This window comes from Janthinobacterium glycogeni (assembly GCF_051380725.1).
In the GTDB taxonomy this organism is placed as follows: Bacteria; Pseudomonadota; Gammaproteobacteria; order Burkholderiales; family Burkholderiaceae_D; genus Janthinobacterium.
This window is the reverse complement of sequence record NZ_JBNYXP010000001.1, coordinates 197,394-215,563: the sequence shown is the minus strand read 5'-3', so window position 1 is coordinate 215,563 and position 18,170 is coordinate 197,394. Positions and strand designations below refer to the sequence as shown.

General features: G+C 66.2%; 11 protein-coding genes. 7 read left to right on the top strand and 4 right to left on the bottom strand.

Annotation, left to right across the window (positions count from 1 at the left end; all coding sequences use genetic code 11):
- The first annotated feature begins 15 nt into the window (after positions 1-15).
- Positions 16-645 (top strand): LysE family translocator, encoded by a 630-nt coding sequence (locus ACQ4W4_RS00990; protein WP_436540427.1) that lies wholly within the window; start codon positions 16-18, stop codon positions 643-645.
- Here ACQ4W4_RS00990 and ACQ4W4_RS00985 read toward each other — a convergent pair.
- On the bottom strand, positions 608-1,357 hold the full coding sequence (locus tag ACQ4W4_RS00985) for a YceI family protein (RefSeq protein ID WP_436540426.1): 750 nt from the start codon (positions 1,355-1,357) through the stop codon (positions 608-610). The two genes, ACQ4W4_RS00990 and ACQ4W4_RS00985, sit on opposite strands and share 38 nt — an antisense overlap.
- Positions 1,358-1,889: 532 nt before the next feature.
- On the bottom strand, positions 1,890-4,589 hold the full coding sequence (locus ACQ4W4_RS00980; protein WP_436540425.1) for a M1 family metallopeptidase: 2,700 nt from the start codon (positions 4,587-4,589) through the stop codon (positions 1,890-1,892).
- A gap of 252 nt (positions 4,590-4,841) precedes the next feature.
- Here ACQ4W4_RS00980 and ACQ4W4_RS00975 point away from each other — a divergent pair, with 252 nt between their 5' ends.
- A complete protein-coding gene (locus ACQ4W4_RS00975; RefSeq protein ID WP_436540424.1) occupies positions 4,842-5,465 on the top strand; it encodes a glutathione S-transferase family protein in 624 nt (207 codons plus the stop codon).
- A 134-nt stretch (positions 5,466-5,599) separates the two neighbouring features.
- On the opposite strand, the gene ACQ4W4_RS00970 is transcribed toward ACQ4W4_RS00975, so the two are convergent.
- A complete protein-coding gene (locus ACQ4W4_RS00970) occupies positions 5,600-7,705 on the bottom strand; it encodes a prolyl oligopeptidase family serine peptidase (protein WP_436540423.1) in 2,106 nt (701 codons plus the stop codon).
- A gap of 203 nt (positions 7,706-7,908) precedes the next feature.
- A complete protein-coding gene (locus ACQ4W4_RS00965) occupies positions 7,909-9,624 on the bottom strand; it encodes a CehA/McbA family metallohydrolase (protein ID WP_436540422.1) in 1,716 nt (571 codons plus the stop codon).
- A gap of 336 nt (positions 9,625-9,960) precedes the next feature.
- On the opposite strand from ACQ4W4_RS00965, the gene ACQ4W4_RS00960 reads away from it, so the two are divergent.
- The 5 genes from ACQ4W4_RS00960 to ACQ4W4_RS00940 are packed head-to-tail and all read left to right on the top strand — an operon-like array spanning position 9,961 to position 18,124.
- Complete coding sequence (locus ACQ4W4_RS00960; protein ID WP_436540421.1) at positions 9,961-11,256, top strand: MFS transporter; 1,296 nt, start codon at positions 9,961-9,963, stop codon at positions 11,254-11,256.
- A gap of 10 nt (positions 11,257-11,266) precedes the next feature.
- Positions 11,267-13,831: a nitrite reductase large subunit NirB gene (nirB, locus tag ACQ4W4_RS00955; RefSeq protein WP_436540420.1), complete on the top strand. Its 2,565-nt coding sequence runs from the start codon at positions 11,267-11,269 to the stop codon at positions 13,829-13,831.
- Between the two features lie 12 nt (positions 13,832-13,843).
- Positions 13,844-14,197, top strand: coding sequence for a nitrite reductase small subunit NirD (gene nirD / locus ACQ4W4_RS00950; protein WP_436541106.1), 354 nt, complete (start codon positions 13,844-13,846; stop codon positions 14,195-14,197).
- Positions 14,194-15,432, top strand: a complete 1,239-nt coding sequence (locus tag ACQ4W4_RS00945; protein WP_436540419.1) for an NAD(P)/FAD-dependent oxidoreductase — start codon at positions 14,194-14,196, stop codon at positions 15,430-15,432. The genes nirD and ACQ4W4_RS00945 overlap by 4 nt, the downstream gene beginning before the upstream one ends.
- Before the next feature lie 22 nt (positions 15,433-15,454).
- Positions 15,455-18,124 carry a molybdopterin-dependent oxidoreductase gene (locus tag ACQ4W4_RS00940; RefSeq protein WP_436540418.1) on the top strand — a complete coding sequence of 890 codons (2,670 nt, stop codon included), beginning with the start codon at positions 15,455-15,457 and terminating at the stop codon, positions 18,122-18,124.
- Positions 18,125-18,170 lie beyond the last annotated feature (46 nt).

Here is an 18,170-nt window from a genome sequence, read left to right as displayed (position 1 = left end):
GCCCGCGAGATATTCATGCTCAGTCCCGACCAGTTCCTGGCCTTCCTGGCCGCCGCCGTCTTGATCACCGCCAGCCCCGGCCCTGACAACCTGATGGTGCTGGGCGTGGGCATGTCGCGCGGGCGCCGTCAGGGCATGGCCTTCGGCCTGGGCTGCGCCCTTGGCTGCCTCACGCACACCGTGCTGGCGACCATCGGCGTGTCGGCCCTGCTGGCCGCGTCGCCCACGGCCTTTACGACGCTGAAAGTGGCCGGCGGTCTGTACCTCGTATGGCTGGGCATCGGCGCCTTGCGCAGCCGTGGCGGCGCCAGAGTCGATGGCGCGGCCGCCTTGCCCGACGAGTCCTTGCTGCGCCTGTTCGGCAAGGGACTGTTTGCCAACAGTATCAATCCGAAAGTCGTGCTGTTTTTCCTCTCGTTCCTGCCGCAGTTCATCGTCGCGGGTCACGGCAATGCCAGCTGGCAGACGGCACAGCTGGGTCTGGTCTTCACGGCACAGGCTTGCGTGCTGTTCGGCCTGCTCGGCTATTTCTCCGGCGCCGTCGGCCTGTGGCTCAACCGCCGTCCGCGCGCCGGCCTGTGGCTGGACCGGGTGGCCGGCACCATCTTCATCGGCCTGGGCTTGCGCCTGATCCTGGCGCGCTGACCTCTTGCCGGGCGGTGATGCGGAACGCCAGTTCCATCTGGTCCTGCACGGCCATGGCGCCGCCCAGAACGGCGAACGGCACGATGCCGAAGTCGCTCTGCTTCAGCAACAGGCTGCCGCTGGCCTGCAGGCGGCGTCCATCGGCCGCTTGCTCGACGCGCACCGGCAGCTGCACCGTGCGCGTCACGCCATGCAGGGTGATGTCCGCATCAAACACTTGCTTGTCGCCCGTGCGGCGCGCCTCGATGCTGACCCAAGGATAGCGTTCCGCCTCGAGCACGCGCACCAGCATGTTGTGGCGCGTGCCGGCGATGGCGTCGGCCGACGGCGTCGTCGTCAAGCCGGCCGCCTGGCGCAGGCTTTCCTCATCCACACGCATCTCGTCGAGCCGGAAGCGCAACTGCGCGCGCCCCAGCGCGGGCGCCACGACGCCCTGCAGGGTATGGCTGGCCACCACGTGGTCATGCCCGAGCCGCGCCAGTGCGCCGCCGCGCCGTACGGTGATGGTCAGCAGCGATTCTTCGGGCGCGATGTGCAGCAGCTGCACGCCTTGCCGCTGCCATGCGGGCGCGGGCAAGGCGGCAGGGGCGGCAGGAACGGCCAGCGCGGGAGCCGGCGCGGGCGGCAAGGGCGTGCACGATGCCAGCAAGGCGCAGGCAAGCAGAAACGTGGTGCGGATGGCTGACGGCAGGCGGTGGTTCTGGGTGGGCATGGGTAGACGGGACAAGGGCGATGGGAGAATAGTACGTGATCCGCGCGGCGGCGCGCGCGCAATGTTAGAGCTACGTCATATGGCGGTCATATGCCGCTGCTATGATGCTTTCGTTGGCACACAGCATGCATTGCGCACATCACTACGCTCCGGGAGCGATAGGATGCAGGCATGACTCAACAGCTTAGCCGGTGAGCTCAACCATCGGCACCAGACACGTAAAACTTGTTTTATAGTAATGATTGCAGGGCAGGGGAAATGCAGGAATCGGGCGGGGGCTTTAATGAAGTCCTAAGCCTGCCAGAGCGAAGGACTGGCATAGTGGATACATGGCGCACGGAGACCCCGGGCGCAAGGTTGCCGGACACCTCAATGACCGGCACGATTTCCACTTTTTCATGTGTTTTTCATGTTTTCCCGTTTTATCCCTGCGCTCTGAAACAGCGTTTCAACCGGCTACCGCACTTTGCGAAGCCGGTTTTTTTTGTCTGCGTTTTCGTCGGTTCCCGGCGCCGCGGCGCCGGGAAAGCACTTAGCCCGCCTGTTTCGCCAGCCACGCATCGACGGCCGGCAGCCGTTCGGCGCGCAGCTTGATGCGGTACTTGATGCCGGCCACGGAACTGTCGGCGTCGCCGCGCGCGCCGGCCGGCAGGTGCGCCTGCGCGTACGCTTCCAGCTTGGCGACCATGTCCGGCTGTGCCGAGCCGGCGGCCAGGCGCGGGAAGTAGCGGCTGCGCGAACTGGCGTCGATGCGCGCATTGACTTGCTCCAGGTGCGCCAGCGCGAAGTCGAAGGCCAGTTCCGGATGCGTGCGCGATACGCGCGAGATCATGGCCGGGCTGTTGGTCACGCCCGGTTCATCCGTCAGCGCCAGCGCCAATGCGCGCCGCGCCAGGGCGGGATCGTCGCTCGAGGCCAGCAAGTCGTACAGCTGGTTCTTGACCAGCGGCGTCTTTTCCTGCTGCGCCCGGGCGTGCAGCTGCTCCCACGTGGCGGCGTCCGCATGCTGCGCCACCACGCCCAGGATGGTGCGGCGCAGCGGCGCGGGCATGGCGGCCCGCTCACCGGCCTGCTCGCTGGCCGCGTAGCGGCGGCGCGCCTCGGCGATCACGCCCGGCTCGCCCATGTCGCCAAGGATGGCGATCAGCTGTCCGCGCAGGGTCGCCACGCTCGATGCTTCGCCCGCGCGCGCTTCCCAGCCCGTCTGCGCCATCATCGGCGCCAGGCGCGCCACGGCAAAGCGGCCGAAGGCCTGCTGGCGCACGGCATCGCCGGCGTACTGTTCGTACAGGCTGCCCAGGGAGGCGGCCACCTTGCCCAGCACCTGCGGATCGGCCGACAGCGGCGTCGCTTTCACCAGTTCCAGGAAATCGGCCAGGTTTTGCGCACCCGCCAGGCCCAGCGACTGGCTGTCCGCCAGCAAGCCCAATTGGTCGATCGGCGCCAGGCGCGCGAAGCTGCGCGCCAGCGCGCGCGTGTTGGCGGGCGCGTACACGGTGCGGTAGTAGCCGCTCTGGCCCGCGTTCACCAGCAGGGCGCCGCAGCCGGGCACGTTGAATGTCGCTTTGCCATTCCTGACCAGCACCGTGGCCAGCTTGCCGTTGCCGACCGTCGAGGCGATCACCGGCACTTTCCACGACAGCGGTCTTTTATTCGGCTGGTCCTTGGAAAATTCCGTCTGCGTCAGGCGCACGCGCGTATTGCCGTTCCTGCACACGGCGTCGTTCACCGTGATCATCGGCACGCCCGGCTGCAGGGTGAAATCATGGGCGATGGCGCTGACAGGCTTGCCGGCGGCCGCATCGACTTCGCGCCACAGGTCGTCGGACACCGTATTGCCATACGCATGCTTGCGCATGTAGCTGCGCACGGCCGTGCGCCACGTGTCGGCACCGACATACGCTTCGAGCATGCGGATCACCGCCTCGCCCTTTTGATAGGTGATGCCGTCGAACGCCTGGCTGGCCTGTTCCACGGTGGCGATGCGCTGCACCACCGGATGCGTGGTGCGCAGCGCGTCCTGGCTCATGGCCGACTCGCGCCCGCTCACGCTGGACAGGGCCGTGTTCCACTCGGGGTGCAGACGCTCCGTGGTGCGGCTTTCCATCCACGACGCAAAGCCTTCGTTGAGCCACAGGTCGTCCCACCAGCGCATGGTGACCAGGTCGCCGAACCACTGGTGCGCCATTTCATGCGACAGGGTGGTGTAGATGTTTTCCTTGTCGGCCTGGGTCGAGATGGCCGGGTCGAGCAGCAGGCCGTATTCGAAGGTGAAGACGGCGCCCCAGTTTTCCATGGCGCCGAAGAACTGGCTGCGGCCCGGCGCGGCGATGTTGTCGAGCTTGGGCAGCGGATAGCGCACGCCGAAATAATCGTTGTATTCGCGCAGCAGGGCGGCCGACTCGTCGAGCGCGAAGCGGCTTTGCGCCAGCGCGCCCTTCTTCGTGATGACGCCGATCTCCGTGCCGTCGGCCATCTTTGTCGCCCGTTCGAAGTCGCCCAGGCCGAAGAACAGCAGGTAGGTCGACATGCGCGGCGTGGTGGCGAAATACACGTGCTTCTTGCCATTGCCCAGCTCTTCGCTGCGGACGATGGGCATGTTGCCGACGGCCATCTGCTTGCTCGGGACGACCACGTCCAGGGCGAAGGTGGCCTTGTAGTCCGGTTCATCCCACGACGGCAGCATGCTGCGCGCATCCGAGTTTTCGAACTGCGTGTACAGGGCGCGCTGGCGGCCTTCGGGGGTGTCGTAGTCGAGTGAGAACAGGCCCGCGGCCTGCGTGCCGATCTTGCCGCTGTAATCGATGCGCAGCAGGTACTCGCCCTTGGCCACGGGCTCGGCGAAATGCACGGTGGCTGTCTGTTTGTCCGCGTCGAAGTCGATCTTGCGCGTCACCTGCTTGCTGCCGCCCGCGCCTTCGATGGCGGCGGCGGCAAACGCCAGGTTCAGGGCATTGAAGGTGATGCTGGCGGTCGGTGCATCGACCGCCACCTTGATGGCGGCCTCGCCCTTGAAAGTGGCGGCCGCGGCGTCCGGCGTGATCGACACGATGTAGTGCAGAGGCGTGACGCCGCGCGGCAGCTGCGTGGTGGTGCCGGGTGCATGGCTGGCCGAGACGTACCTGGCGGCGGGAGCGGCGTTGCCCGCATGGGCTGCGGTGATGGAAGCCAGTGCCAGGACGGCGGCGGCCAGTTGGCTGCGCCGGAAGCGCGGAGTCGGTGTGCGATGCATGGTATGCCCTTGGTTCATGGATAAAACGCCCGCCAGCCGGATAGGCTGCGGGCGTTGATGACGTGTGGGGGACATCGCTGGAACTGGCGGCCAGCGTTCCCGTACAGCAATCTAAGGCGAAACGCGGGCAAAGTCAACGCGCCAGGGGCGCCGCACCATCACTGTGCGCTGGTATGATGGGCGTCTGACTACATTGCCACAGGCTGGTGCCGCGCCTGATTGGCCACCACCATAACGAGACGAGACCTGCACATGAAACTGACTATCAGCCCCCGCACGCCCAATCCGCGCCGCGTCACCATGTTCATTGCCGAGAAGGGCATCACCGGCATCGAAGAAGTGGCGCTCGACCTGATGGCGGGCCATCACCGCGACCCCGCCTTCCTGGCGAAAAACCCGCTGGGCCGCGTGCCCGTGCTGGAGCTGGACGACGGGCGCGTGCTGACCGAGACGCGCGCCATCTGCACCTACCTGGAAGGCTTGCAGCCGCAGCCGAACCTGATGGGCGAAGGTTTCGAGGAGCGCGCCTTCATCGAGATGGCCGACCGCCGCGTGGAACTGCATTTGTTCAGCGCCGCCGCCAACTGGGTGCGTCACGGCCATCCGGCCCTGGTGGCGCTGGAAAACCCGCAGTTTCCCGATTTCGCCGCGGCGCAGGCGGGCAAGCTGCGCGAGACGGCGCAATGGCTGGACCAGGTGCTGTCCCGCCAGCCCTACATCGCCGGCGAGCGCTTTACGATTGCCGACATCACGGCCTTTTGCGCGCTGGAATTTGCGCGCGGCCTGATGAAGTACCGTCCCGGCGCGGAAGGCTTGCAGCATCTGCAGGCCTACCGCGACCGCATCGCCGAACGCCCCAGCGCGCAGGCGAAGTAGGCAATGCGTGCGGCCCGCTTCAACGATGTTGTCGGCTTACGCCCGTTGGGCTAAGCCGACCTACGCCGACCTACGTCTACCGACAGCCCGGTAGGTCGGATTAGCGCGTGAGCGCGTAATCCGACACCACCACATTACTTCAGCTGCTCCAGCAGGAAGGTGTAGGTCAGCGCCCACATCAGCGCCTGCTGGTCGTTGTTGGCCGCGCCCGCGTGGCCGCCTTCCGTGTTTTCCCAGTACAGCACGTCGTGGCCTTGCTCTTCCATCTTCGCCACCATCTTGCGCGCATGGCCGGGGTGGACCCGGTCGTCGCGCGTCGAGGTGGTAAACAGCACGCGCGGATATTTCTTGTCCTTGAAGACGTTCTGGTACGGCGAATACTTGCTGATGTACGCCCATTGTTCCGGCACGTCCGGATCGCCGTACTCTCCCATCCACGAAGCGCCCGCCAGCATCTTGTTATAGCGGCGCATGTCGAGCAGCGGCACCTGGCTGACGACGGCGTTGAACAGGTCGGGACGCTGCACCAGCACGGCGCCTGTCAGCAGGCCGCCATTGCTGCCGCCCATGATGCCCAGGTGGCGCGGACTGGTGACCTTGCGCTTGATCAGGTCCTGCGCCACGGAGATGAAATCGTCATATGCGCGCTGGCGGTTTTCCTTCAAGGCCGCCTGGTGCCAGCGGGGGCCGAATTCGCCGCCGCCGCGGATATTCGCCAGCACATACACGCCGCCCTTTTCCAGCCAGGCCACGCCCGTGGTGCCGCTGTAGCTCGGTTTGAGCGACACTTCAAAGCCGCCATAGCCATACAGCACGGTGGGGTTGCTGCCGTCAAACTTCGTCTTCTTGCCCATGATGGCGAAATACGGCACCCTGGTGCCATCCTTCGACGTCGATTCGAACTGCTCCACCTTGTACGGCGTGGCATCGTAGTAGGCGGGCAGCGACTTGATTTTTGTCCGCTTGTCGCTCTGCGCCGTGGCCAGGTACAGGGTGGTCGGATTGAGGAAGTCGGTCACCGTCAGGAAATACTGGTCCGAGTCGACGGGGTCGAGCGCGCTGACGGCCAGGGTGCCCAGCTTCGGCGCGTCAACGGCGCGGCGCTGCCACTTGCCGTTCACGTGGCGCAGTTCCGTCAGGCGGTTCTTGACCTTGTCCAGGGTGGTGACGAGGATGGCCGATTTCGTCGCCGTGACATTGTCCAGCGACGAGGTGGCCGTGGGCGCGTACAGCACTTCCAGCTCCTGCTTGCCCTGCATGAAGGCCTTGAAGTCGGACGCCAGCAACGAGCCTTGCAGATAGGTCTTGCCGTTCACTTTCCAGTCCGAGCGCAGGGTGAGGATCAATTGGTCGCGCACGGTGAAGGCCGTCGCGTCGTCCGGCTTCGGCACTTTTTTCAACTCGGCGCCATCGCGCAGGAACATTTCGCCGCTGTAGAAATCGATTTGCCGCTCGATGAACTGGTGTTCATGGCCGGGCGTGAAGTCCTTGTAGGCGCCCGCGCTCAGGTCGTCGGGTTTGGCCTCATACAAGGTGTGCGCCTGCGCCAGCGGCGTGCCGCGCTGCCACTGTTTGATGATGCGCGGGTAGCCCGAGCTGGTCATCGAGCCGGGGCCGAAATCGGTGGACACGAACAGCGTGTCCTGGTCGATCCAGCTGGCGCTGCCCTTCGCTTCGGGCAGGGTGAAGCCGCCGTCGACGAAGGCGCGCTTGGTCACGTCGTATTCGCGCACCACCTTGGCGTCGCCGCCGCCGCGCGACAGGGAAATGAGGCAGCGTTCGCCCTTCGGATACAGGCAGGAGGCGCCGCCCCAGACCCAGTTTTCGTTCTCGCCGGCGGCCAGCTGGTCGAGGTCGATCACGGTTTCCCACGCGGGTTCGGCCAGCTGGTACTGCGCCAGGGTGGTGCGGCGCCAGATGCCGCGCACGTGCTGGGCATCGCGCCAGAAATTGTAGTAAAACTCGCCTTCCTTGCTGACGTAGGGAATGCGCTCCTTCGAGTTGAGGATGGTTTTCAGGCGCGCCTGCAGGGCCTGGAAGCCAGGCTGGGCTTCCAGCTCTTTGGTGGTGACGGCATTGTGCTGCTTGACCCAGGCCAACGGCTTGTCGCCGAGGACTTCTTCCAGCCACAGGTGGGGATCGGTGGTGGCGGCGGCAGGGGCGGGGGCTTGCGCATGGGCGAGGCCCGCTGCGGCCAGGCCGAGCAGCATGCTGCCGGCGAGAATGCGATATGACGACATGTAAGGTTCCTGGTTGGTCCGATGGAGGCCGCGTTGCAGGCAAAACGGCGCAGCCATGGTGCCATGGATTGCTGCGAGGAACCAGTGTCTATGGACGGCTACCTGAAAAAATAGTTACTTTTCCAATATTGTTTGCTGGAAAAGAGCGGGGCCGTAGAATCTGCGGCACTCGGTGTACCAATCCGTGCCCTGATCCGCGGCGTTCACGGCAGCTGATTGACCCACACGGGCGCCGACCAGACGATGTTGCCGTCGTCCTGCGTCAGGCGCACATAGTAGAAATGGGGGCCGGGCGCGGGCGTGACCATGAGCTCGGCCTGGTTCGATACTTGCGTGACGGAGCCGTTGCCGCCCGGTACGCCGTGGAAGATGGCGACGGCGGCAGCTTGCCGGCCCGCGCTGTTGCTGAAACTGGCGGATAGTTGCAACGGCCCGTGGTTGTCGAAACGCTCGCCCATCAGCTTGCCATTGGCCGTGAACAGCAGCTGCGCGTGCTTGTCCATGGTGGCAAACACACGGCGCGCGCGCAGCGCGTCGAGGAAGCTGTCGCGTGACACGGGCATGCCGGCGGCCGGGCTGGCCACCAGCACGGCCGTGCGGTTGCTGAAGGCGGCGCCCCAGTTGGCGCAGTGGTTGTCCTGGTTGCTGCTGAAGGCCACATGGTAGCCGGCCGCGAGGGCGCGGTTGCAGGCCGCCTCGTAATTGCTGCGCCGCGTTTCCGTTTCCTGGACGTTGGTGGAGAAGGCGGACGTGTTCATCACCTCGCACAGCACCATGGCCGCGTCGCCGTCCGGCGTGTAGCCCAGGGGCTGGCCATCGACGAGAAACTGGCCCGCATAGGCAGGGTGGTTGAACTGGCCGATCCAGCCCCGTTCGCGCATCAGCGCATACAGGGCGGCGTAGTCGCTTTTCGGCGTTTCCACGTCGGCCAGCAATTCGCCCTGGGCATTCTTTTCCCAGCCCAGCAATTGGTCGCTATTGAATATGTTCAGATGGCCACCCTTGTTGATGACGCCCCATTCCATGCCGTACAGGGCCAGGAAACCGGGGTGGGCTGCCGTGTAGGCGGCCGCTTTGGCCAGCCCCGTCTGGTACAGGGCCTTGGCTTCGGCAGGAGTGGCTGCGGGGTTGGTGCCGTCCGAGCCGTCATACATATGGTTGTGCTCGGACGTCAGCAAGGCGTCCAGGCCGTGATCCTGCGCATACTTATAGGCATCGATGGGGCCGAACGGCGCCGTTTGCGGCTCCTGCGCTCCATGGCAGGCGTCTAGCGCCGCGCCGCCGTCGCTGTGGCGCGTCTGGCTGTGCAGGTTGGCGTAGACGATGCGGTAGTCCACCTGGTCATCCAGGCTGGACAGGTGTCGCAGGCCGGCCTGGAAGGAGGGCACCCTGGGCGCCGTGCTGGCGCCCCGCTGCACCTGGATTTGCCATTGCTGCTCCACTTGTGCCTCTTGCGGCGTGCCCGCATCGGCCACGGCCAGCAGGCGCAGTTGGTACAAGCCGTCCGGCGCCAGCATGCGCCGTTCGCGCGCATCGGCGTCGGCGCGGCCATCCCAGGGCAAGCTGACGCTTGTGCCGCCGGCGCCCACCTGTTGCGTGCCCGACCAGCGCCGCAGCACGGCGCCCTGCGGGCCGGGACCGGACAAGGTCAAGGTCCAGCGCACGGCATGGGCGCGGCCTTCGTCCGGATAGCTGAGCCGCACGACAAATGCGCGCGCCTGCGTGACCCGCTCGCCGCGCGCCGCGTGGAAGGGCGCGAATACCGTGGCGTCCAGTTCGCTGTGCTCCCTGGGTTCGGCAGAACCATCTTGCGCTGCGGCAGTGTTACTCCAGGCGATCAAGAGCGCACCCACGCAAACGCATGCCAGCGCGCGCGCCAAGCCGCGCCGTGGCTGCCATTGCCGCAGTTGCCAGAACATGCCGGCCTCCGCTTCATGAACTCAATATCAATTAGACAAACATTGCACTTTTGAGTTCCTTTGCGCACCAAGAAGAGGCGTGCCTGCACCGCCAGGTGCCATGACCTGGCGCAAAGTCCGTCCAAATCGGCAGGCGGCCCCCTGGGACGTGCCTGGCACGGCGCTTGCTAGACAGAAGGTACGGATCAACGGCGATCCCCTGAATAAACGCACAACGGTCCAACGACGGACCACCTGGACAACGGCGTCCGCTCTGGCTGATTTTTTTCATCGGCGGGGGCGGGCGCCGTTTTTGTTTGCATCTTTGTTATTTTCGGGATACTTCGGGAAACCATCATGGCCAGCCAAAAAGCTACGCGCATCGCGCTCTTCTCCCTCGCCACGCCGCCCATGCGGGCATTCCACCTGACGTGGATGGCATTTTTCGTGTGTTTCTTCGCCTGGTTCGCCTGCGCACCGCTGATGCCCGTCATCAAGGGCGAGTTCGGCCTGTCCCTGGCGCAAGTTGCCAACATCAATATCGCGGCCGTCGCCATCACCATCCTCGTGCGCCTGATCGTCGGACCCTTGTGCGACCGCTACGGCCCGCGCAAGACCTACACGGGCTTGCTGCTCCTGGGCGCCATTCCCGTGCTGGGCGTGGCCGCATCGCAAAGCTATGAAAGCTTTCTGTTCTTCCGCCTGGGCATCGGCGCCGTGGGCGCCAGCTTTGTCATCACGCAATATCACACGTCCGTGATGTTCGCCCCGCGCGTCGTCGGCACGGCGAATGCGGCCGCCGCCGGCTGGGGCAATGCAGGCGGCGGCGCGGCGCAGGCGCTGATGCCGCTGCTGCTCGGCGCCGTGCTGATGCTGGGCGTGTCCGAATCGCTGGGCTGGCGCATCGCCCTGCTGGTGCCGGGCGTGCTGATGCTGGTGATGGCCGCCCTGTACTGGCGTTATACGCAGGATTGCCCTGAAGGCAATTACTCGGACTTGCGCGCCGCTGGCGTGCCTATCGAGGGTGGCAAGAAGGGGGGCTGGGACAGCTTCAAGGCCGCCAGCAGCAATTATCGCGTCTGGCTGCTGTTTGTCACCTACGGCGCCTGCTTCGGCATCGAAATCTTCATCCATAACATTGCCGCCGTCTACTACGTCGACCATTTCGGCCTGTCCCTGAAATCGGCCGGCCTGGCCGCCGGCAGCTTCGGCTTGCTGGCCCTGTTTGCCCGCGCTTTGGGCGGCTGGCTGTCCGACAAGCTGGCCCTGCGCGGCAACCTGAACAGCCGCGTGACCCTGCTGTTCATGCTGATGATCGGCGAAGGCGTGGGCTTGCTGTGGTTTGCCAAGGTCGACAGCGTCACCTACGCCGTCATCGCCATGCTGGTCTTCGGCCTGTTCACCCACATGGCTTGCGGCGCCACCTACGCGCTGGTGCCCTTCATCGACAGCCGTGCCCTGGGCGGCGTGGCCGGCATCATCGGCGCGGGCGGCAATGTGGGCGCCGTGGCGGCCGGTTTCCTGATGAAGGGCACGGGCGACATCCGCCAGACCCTGATCATCCTCAGCGCGCTGGTGGTGATCTCGGCCCTGTGCGCCATCGCCGCCCGTTTCACGGGCCTGGCGGCCGAACCGAACATGGCTGCGGCCTGAGGAGAACACCATGCACCACCCCTTGAACATCGTCGTCCTTGGCCATGGCATGGTCGGGCATAAATTCCTCGAACGCCTGGCCCTGGAAAACGCGCCGCACCTGCACGTCACCGTGCTGTGCGAAGAGCCGCGCCCCGCCTACGACCGGGTGCACCTGTCGGAATTTTTCAGCGGCAAATCGGCCGAGGACCTGTCGCTGGTGGCGCCCGGCTTCTTCGACAAGGGCAACGTCGTCCTGAAACTCAATGCGCGCGCCGTGTCCGTCGACCGCGCGGCGAAAACCGTCACGGCCAGCACGGGCGAAGTGCTGGCCTACGACAAGCTGGTGTTCGCCACCGGCTCGACGCCGTTCGTGCCGCCGCTGCCGGGCAAGGAGCGCGACGGCTGTTTCGTCTACCGCACCATCGAAGACCTGGAAGCCATGCTGGCCTGGGGCGCCAAGTCCACCACGGGCGTGGTGATCGGCGGAGGCTTGCTGGGTCTCGAATGCGCGAAAGCCTTGCGCGACCTGAAACTCGACACCCACGTGGTGGAATTCGCGCCGCGCCTGATGGCCGTGCAGGTCGACGAGGGCGGCGCGCGCGTCCTGCGCCGCAAGATCGAGGAACTGGGTGTGACCGTGCACACGCAAAAGAATACGCTGGCCATCGTCGACGGCGAGGCGGCCACGCACCGCATGCAGTTCGCCGACGGCAGCCACCTGGAAGCGGACATGATCGTCTTCTCGGCCGGCATCCGCCCGCGCGACGAACTGGCGCGCGCCTGCGGCCTGGAGGTGGGGCCACGCGGCGGCATCGCCATCGACGACAGCTGCGTCACCTCCGACCCGGACATCTACGCCATCGGCGAATGCGCGCTGTGGGGCGGCCTGGTCTTCGGCCTGGTGGCGCCCGGCTATGAAATGGCGCGCATCGCGGCGCGCCATGTGCTGCAGGAGGAAGAAGGAGAAGCGGGCGAAGCCTCGTTCAAGGGCGCCGACATGAGCACCAAGCTCAAACTGATGGGCGTGGACGTGGCCAGCCTGGGCGACCCGCACGGCAATGCGCCGGGCAGCCGCTCCTACCAGTTCATGGACGAGCGCAAGCAGATCTACAAGAAGATCGTCGTCTCCGACTGCGGCAAGTACCTGCTGGGCGGCGTGATGGTGGGCGACGCCAGCGAATACGGCACCTTGCTGCAGATGATGCTCAATAAAATCGAGCTGCCGGCATCGCCCGAATTCCTGATTCTGCCGCAGGCGGACGGCCAGCAAAAGGCGGGCCTGGGCGTGGACGCCTTGCCCGACTCGGCGCAAATCTGCTCGTGCAACGACGTGTCGAAAGGCGCGCTGTGCGCGGCCGTCGCGGAGGGCGCCACGACCATAGGGGCACTAAAATCCTGCACGAAAGCCGGCACCGCGTGCGGCGGCTGCGTGCCGCTGGTGACGCAGATCATGAAGGCGGAAATGCAGAAGCAGGGCCTGATGGTGAACAACCACGTGTGCGAACACTTTGCGTACTCGCGCCAGGAACTGCACCACCTGGTGCGCGTGGGCAAGATCCGCAGCTTCGGCGCACTCCTGGGCGCGCATGGCCAGGGTCTCGGTTGCGACGTGTGCAAGCCCGTGGCGGCGAATATCCTCGCCTCGTGCTGGAACGATTTCGTGCTCTCGCCCGTGCATGCCAGCTTGCAGGACAGTAACGATTATTTTCTCGGCAATATCCAGAAGGATGGCACGTATTCGGTCGTGCCGCGCATGCCGGGCGGCGAGGTGACGGCCGACGGCTTGATCGCCGTGGGCATGGTGGCGAAAAAATACGGTCTCTACACGAAAATCACGGGCGGCCAGCGGGTCGACCTGTTCGGCGCGCGCGTCGACCAGTTGCCAGCCATCTGGGAAGAATTGATCGCGGCCGGCTTCGAATCGGGCCACGCCTACGGCAAATCCCTGCGCACGGTGAAATCGTGCGTCGGCTCCACCTGGTGCCGCTACGGCGTGGCTGACAGCGTGGGCTTTGCCATCGCGCTGGAAAACCGCTACAAGGGCTTGCGCACGCCGCACAAGATCAAGTTCGGCGTGTCCGGCTGCACGCGCGAATGCGCCGAGGCGCAGGGCAAGGACGTCGGCCTGATCGCCACGGAAAAGGGCTGGAATCTGTACGTGTGCGGCAATGGCGGCATGAAGCCGCGCCACGCGGAACTGCTGGCGTCCGACCTGGACGAAGCGACCCTGGTGCGCTATGTCGACCGCTTCCTGATGTTTTACGTGCGCACGGCCGACCGCCTGCAGCGCACCAGCGTGTGGCGCGACAACCTGGAAGGCGGGCTCGATTACCTCAAGCGCATCATCATCGACGACAGCCTGGGCTTGGGCGCCGAGCTGGAAGCGGACATGCAGCACGTGGTCGACACCTATGCCTGCGAGTGGCAGGAAGCCGTCTCCAACCCCGCCGTGCGCCAGCGTTTCCGCCATTTCGTCAACAGCGAGAAGAACGATGAAAACGTGGTGTTCGTGGAAGAGCGGGGCCAGATCCGGCCCGCCACGCCAGATGAACGTCGCGGCACCGTGATCCCCATCCTTGCCGTGGAGGCGTGAGCCATGAATGCGATGAATGAACTTTCCGGCGCCACCGCCGACAACTGGGTGGCCATCTGTCCCTTGACGGACATCGTGCCCGACACGGGCGTGTGCGCGCTGCTGGGCGGCCGCCACGTGGCCGTGTTCCGCGTCGGCGACGCATCGCCGCGCGTGTACGCCATCGACAATATCGACCCGAACGCCAGTGCTTCCGTGCTGTCGCGGGGTCTCGTGGGCAGCATCGGCGAGCGCGTCGTCGTCGCCTCGCCGATCTACAAGCAGCATTTCGACCTGGCCAGCGGCGAGTGCATCGAAGCGCCAGAACACTCGGTTGCCGCCTGGCCCGCGCGCGTGTTTGCCGACATGGTGTGGGTGGCCCTGTGAACCCGCCAGTCAGGGCCACTGCGCGTCCCTCGCTGGTGGTGGTCGGCAACGGCATGGCCGGCATGCGCACGGTCGAGGAACTGTTGAAACTCGCGCCGGACCTGTACGACATCACCGTGTTCGGCGCCGAACCGCACGGCAATTACAACCGCATCCTGCTGTCTCCCGTGCTGGCCGGCGAAAAGACGGTGGACGACATCATGCTGCACACGCGCGACTGGTATGCGCAGCACGGCATCACCCTGCACGCGGGCGACCCCGTGGTGCGCATCGACCGCCAGGCACGCACCGTGCAGGCGCTGTCTGGCATCGAAGTGCGCTACGACCGCCTGCTGCTGGCCACCGGTTCCACGCCCTTCATCGTGCCCGTGCCGGGCCACGCGCTGCCCGGCGTGATCGGTTTTCGCGATATCGACGATGTCGACACCATGTTGCGGGCGGCGCGCCAGCACCGCCACGCGGTGGTCATCGGCGGCGGCTTGCTGGGGCTGGAAGCGGCCAACGGCCTGCAGCGCCAGGGCATGGACGTCACCGTGGTGCACATGAGCGGCGCCCTGATGAACCAGCAGCTGGACGCACCCGCCTCGATGCTGCTGAAATCGGCGCTGGAAGCGCGCGGCCTGCGGTTTTTGATGCAGGCGCAAACGGCGGAAATCCTCGGCACCGACCGGGTGCAGGGCGTCCGCTTTGCCGATGGTACGTCGATCCCCGCCGACCTGGTGGTGATGACGGCCGGTGTGCGCCCCAACATCGCCCTGGCGCAAGCGGCCGGCCTGCACTGCGAACGGGCCATCGTCGTCGACGACTGCCTGCAAAGCTACGACCCGCGCGTGTACGCGGTGGGCGAATGCGTGCAGCACCGCCGCGCCACCTTCGGCCTGGTCGCACCCATCTGGGAACAGGCGCGCGTGTGCGGCGCGCATCTGGCCGGCGCCGGGCACCGCCGCTATGTGCAGCAAGCCAGCGCCACCAAGTTGAAAGTGACGGGCATCGACCTGTATTCGGCCGGCGACATCCTTGGCGGCGAGGGCAGCGAAGACCTCGTGCTGCGCGATCCGAGGCGCGGCGTCTACAAGCGCCTGGTGGTGCAGGGCAGCCGCCTGGCCGGCGCCGTGCTGTATGGCGACGTGCAGGACGGTCCCTGGTATTTCGACCTGATCCAGCAGCGCCGCGACATCAGCAAGCTGCGCGCCCATTTATTGTTTGGCCAGGCGCTGTGCGCCCAGGCCGCCTGACAGCGACCAACAGGATACTTTCATGACCAGCTGCACGTCCGTGAAAACCACTTGCCCGTATTGCGGCGTCGGCTGCGGCGTGGAAGCGACACGCCTGCCCGACGGCGCCATCCGCATCGCCGGCGATGCCAGCCACCCGGCCAACCTGGGCCGCCTGTGCGTGAAAGGCTCGGCCCTGGGCGACACCCTGGACCTCGACCAGCGCCTGCTCTACCCGCAGGTGCGCGCCAATGGCGTGCTGCGGCGCGCTTCCTGGGATGCCGCGCTGGACCGGGTGGCCGGCGGCCTGCGCGCCATCATCGATGAACACGGCCCCGACGCCGTGGCCTTGTACGTCTCGGGCCAGCTGCTGACGGAAGACTATTACATCGCCAACAAATTCATGAAGGGCTATGTGGGCAGCGCGAACATCGACACCAATTCGCGCCTGTGCATGTCGTCGGCCGTCGCCGGCCACAAGCGCGCGTTCGGCGAGGACATCGTGCCGGGCTGTTATGAAGATCTGGAGCTGGCCGACATGGTCGTACTGGTGGGCTCGAACACGGCCTGGTGCCACCCGATCCTGTTCCAGCGCATCGCCCGCATCCGCGAAACCCGGCCCGAAGTCAAACTGGTGGTGATCGACCCGCGCCGCACGGCCACCTGCGAGCTGGCCGATCTGCATCTGCCCGTGAAACCGGGCACCGACGTGTGGCTGTTCAACGGCTTGCTGTGCTACCTGGCGAAGGAGGGCGTGATCGCGGGCGATTTCGTCACGCGGCACAGCCGCGGCCTCGACGCAGCACTGGCGGCCGCGCATGCGGACTGCGGCGACCCGCTGCAGGTGGCGCGCATCTGCAAGGTCGACCCGCAAGCCTTGCTGGCGTTTTACCAGGCGTTTGCCGCCACGCGCAAGGTCGTCACGGCCTTTTCGCAGGGCGTGAACCAGTCGTCCTCCGGCACGGACAAGGTCAACAGCATCATCAACTGCCACCTGGCGACAGGGCGCATCGGCCAGCCGGGCATGGGGCCGTTTTCGCTCACGGGCCAGCCGAACGCCATGGGCGGGCGGGAAGTGGGCGGCCTGGCCAACATGCTGGCGGCGCACCTTGAACTGGACAATCCGCTGCACCGCGATACAGTACAAACCTTCTGGGACTCTCCCCGCATGGCCGCCAAACCGGGCTTGAAGGCGGTGGACCTGTTCCACGCGATCGAGGCGGGTAAAGTCAAAGCCGTGTGGATCATCGCCACCAATCCGCTGGTCAGCATGCCGGACGCCGACCAGGTGCGCCGCGCGCTGGCCAAGTGCGAGCTGGTGGTGGTGTCGGACATCAGCTCCGGGTCGGATACGAACGTCCATGCCGACGTGCTGCTGCCGGCCCTGGGCTGGGGCGAGAAGGATGGCACTGTGACCAATTCCGAGCGCCGCATCTCGCGCCAGCGCGCGTTTTTGCCGGCGCCGGGCGAAGCGCGCGCCGACTGGGACGTGCTGTGCGACGTGGCGCGGCGCATGGGTTATGCCGGCTTCGATTTCGCGTCGCCGCAGGCCATCTTCGACGAACACGCGCGCCTGTCCGCCTTCCGCAACGCGGCGGAAACGGCGCGCCTGTTCAACCTGGGCCACCTGGCGGGCCTGGACGCGGCGCAATACGACGCCCTGGCGCCGCAGCAGTGGCCGCAGGGCCGGGCGCGCCTGTTCGGCGACGGCCGCTTCGCGCATGCGGATGGCCGCGCGCGCTTCGTGCCGACGGCGCCGCGCGCGCCGCACAACATGCCCGGCGAGGACTATCCGTTGATCCTGAACACGGGCCGGGTGCGCGACCAGTGGCATACGATGACGCGCACGGGCAAGGCGGCCAAACTGTCGGGCCACGTCGCCGAAGCGTTCATCGACATCCACCCGCAGGATGCGCTGCTGTACAGCGTGCGCGAGGGCGAACTGGCGCGCATTTCCAGCGCCTGGGGCGCGATGGTGGCGCGCGTCGTACATGGCGGCGGCATCGCGCGCGGCCAGGTCTTCGTGCCCATCCACTGGAGCGACGCGAATGCGTCCGACGCGCGCGTGGGCGCCGTCGTCAATCCGGTCGTCGATCCCGTCTCGGGCGAGCCGGAATTCAAGCACACGCCCGTGCGCATCGAGCAATTCCGCGTGCACTGGCATGCGTTTGTCCTGAGCCGCACGTCCCTGGACCTGGACGGCGTGGCGCACTGGACGCGCATCCAGGGCGAGCAGTTCCTGCGCTACGAACTGGCGGGCCGCCAGCGCATCGACGACCTGGGCGCCTGGGCGCGCACGCTGCTCGGCGTGACGGACGACAACGCCGACTGGCTCGATTACGCGGATGCCAGCGCCGGCGTGTACCGCGCCGTGCACCTGGACGAAGGACGCATCGCGCAATGCGTGTATGTCTCGCCCCGTCCCGACCTGCCGTCGCGCAGCTGGCTGGCGGGCCTGTTTGCGCATGCGCAAATGGATGCGCTTGATCGCGCCGGCGTGCTGCTGGGCCAGCCCATCGGCAAGGGCGTGGACGCCGGTCCCACCGTGTGCTCGTGCTTTGGCGTGGGGCGCAACACCATTTGCGCGGCCATCGCCGAGCAAAAACTGACGACGACGGCGCAGGTGACGGCCTGCGTCAAGGCGGGCGGCAATTGCGGCTCCTGCGTGCCGGAGATACGACAATTGCTGCTTGAGGCCCGCAGCGCGGCCTGATAATCTGTCCTTTCCCGCGCGGCTTTGCTATATTGCCAGCTCTACA

Coding starts and splice junctions, on each gene's coding strand:
- nirD (WP_436541106.1), top strand. CDS start 13,844: ATGAATGAACTTTCCGGCGCCACCGCCGACAACTGGGTGGCCATCTGT.
- ACQ4W4_RS00990 (WP_436540427.1), top strand. CDS start 16: ATGCTCAGTCCCGACCAGTTCCTGGCCTTCCTGGCCGCCGCCGTCTTG.
- ACQ4W4_RS00965 (WP_436540422.1), bottom strand. CDS start 9,624: ATGTTCTGGCAACTGCGGCAATGGCAGCCACGGCGCGGCTTGGCGCGC.
- ACQ4W4_RS00940 (WP_436540418.1), top strand. CDS start 15,455: ATGACCAGCTGCACGTCCGTGAAAACCACTTGCCCGTATTGCGGCGTC.
- ACQ4W4_RS00980 (WP_436540425.1), bottom strand. CDS start 4,589: ATGCATCGCACACCGACTCCGCGCTTCCGGCGCAGCCAACTGGCCGCC.
- ACQ4W4_RS00975 (WP_436540424.1), top strand. CDS start 4,842: ATGAAACTGACTATCAGCCCCCGCACGCCCAATCCGCGCCGCGTCACC.
- ACQ4W4_RS00970 (WP_436540423.1), bottom strand. CDS start 7,705: ATGTCGTCATATCGCATTCTCGCCGGCAGCATGCTGCTCGGCCTGGCC.
- ACQ4W4_RS00960 (WP_436540421.1), top strand. CDS start 9,961: ATGGCCAGCCAAAAAGCTACGCGCATCGCGCTCTTCTCCCTCGCCACG.
- ACQ4W4_RS00985 (WP_436540426.1), bottom strand. CDS start 1,357: ATGCCCACCCAGAACCACCGCCTGCCGTCAGCCATCCGCACCACGTTT.
- nirB (WP_436540420.1), top strand. CDS start 11,267: ATGCACCACCCCTTGAACATCGTCGTCCTTGGCCATGGCATGGTCGGG.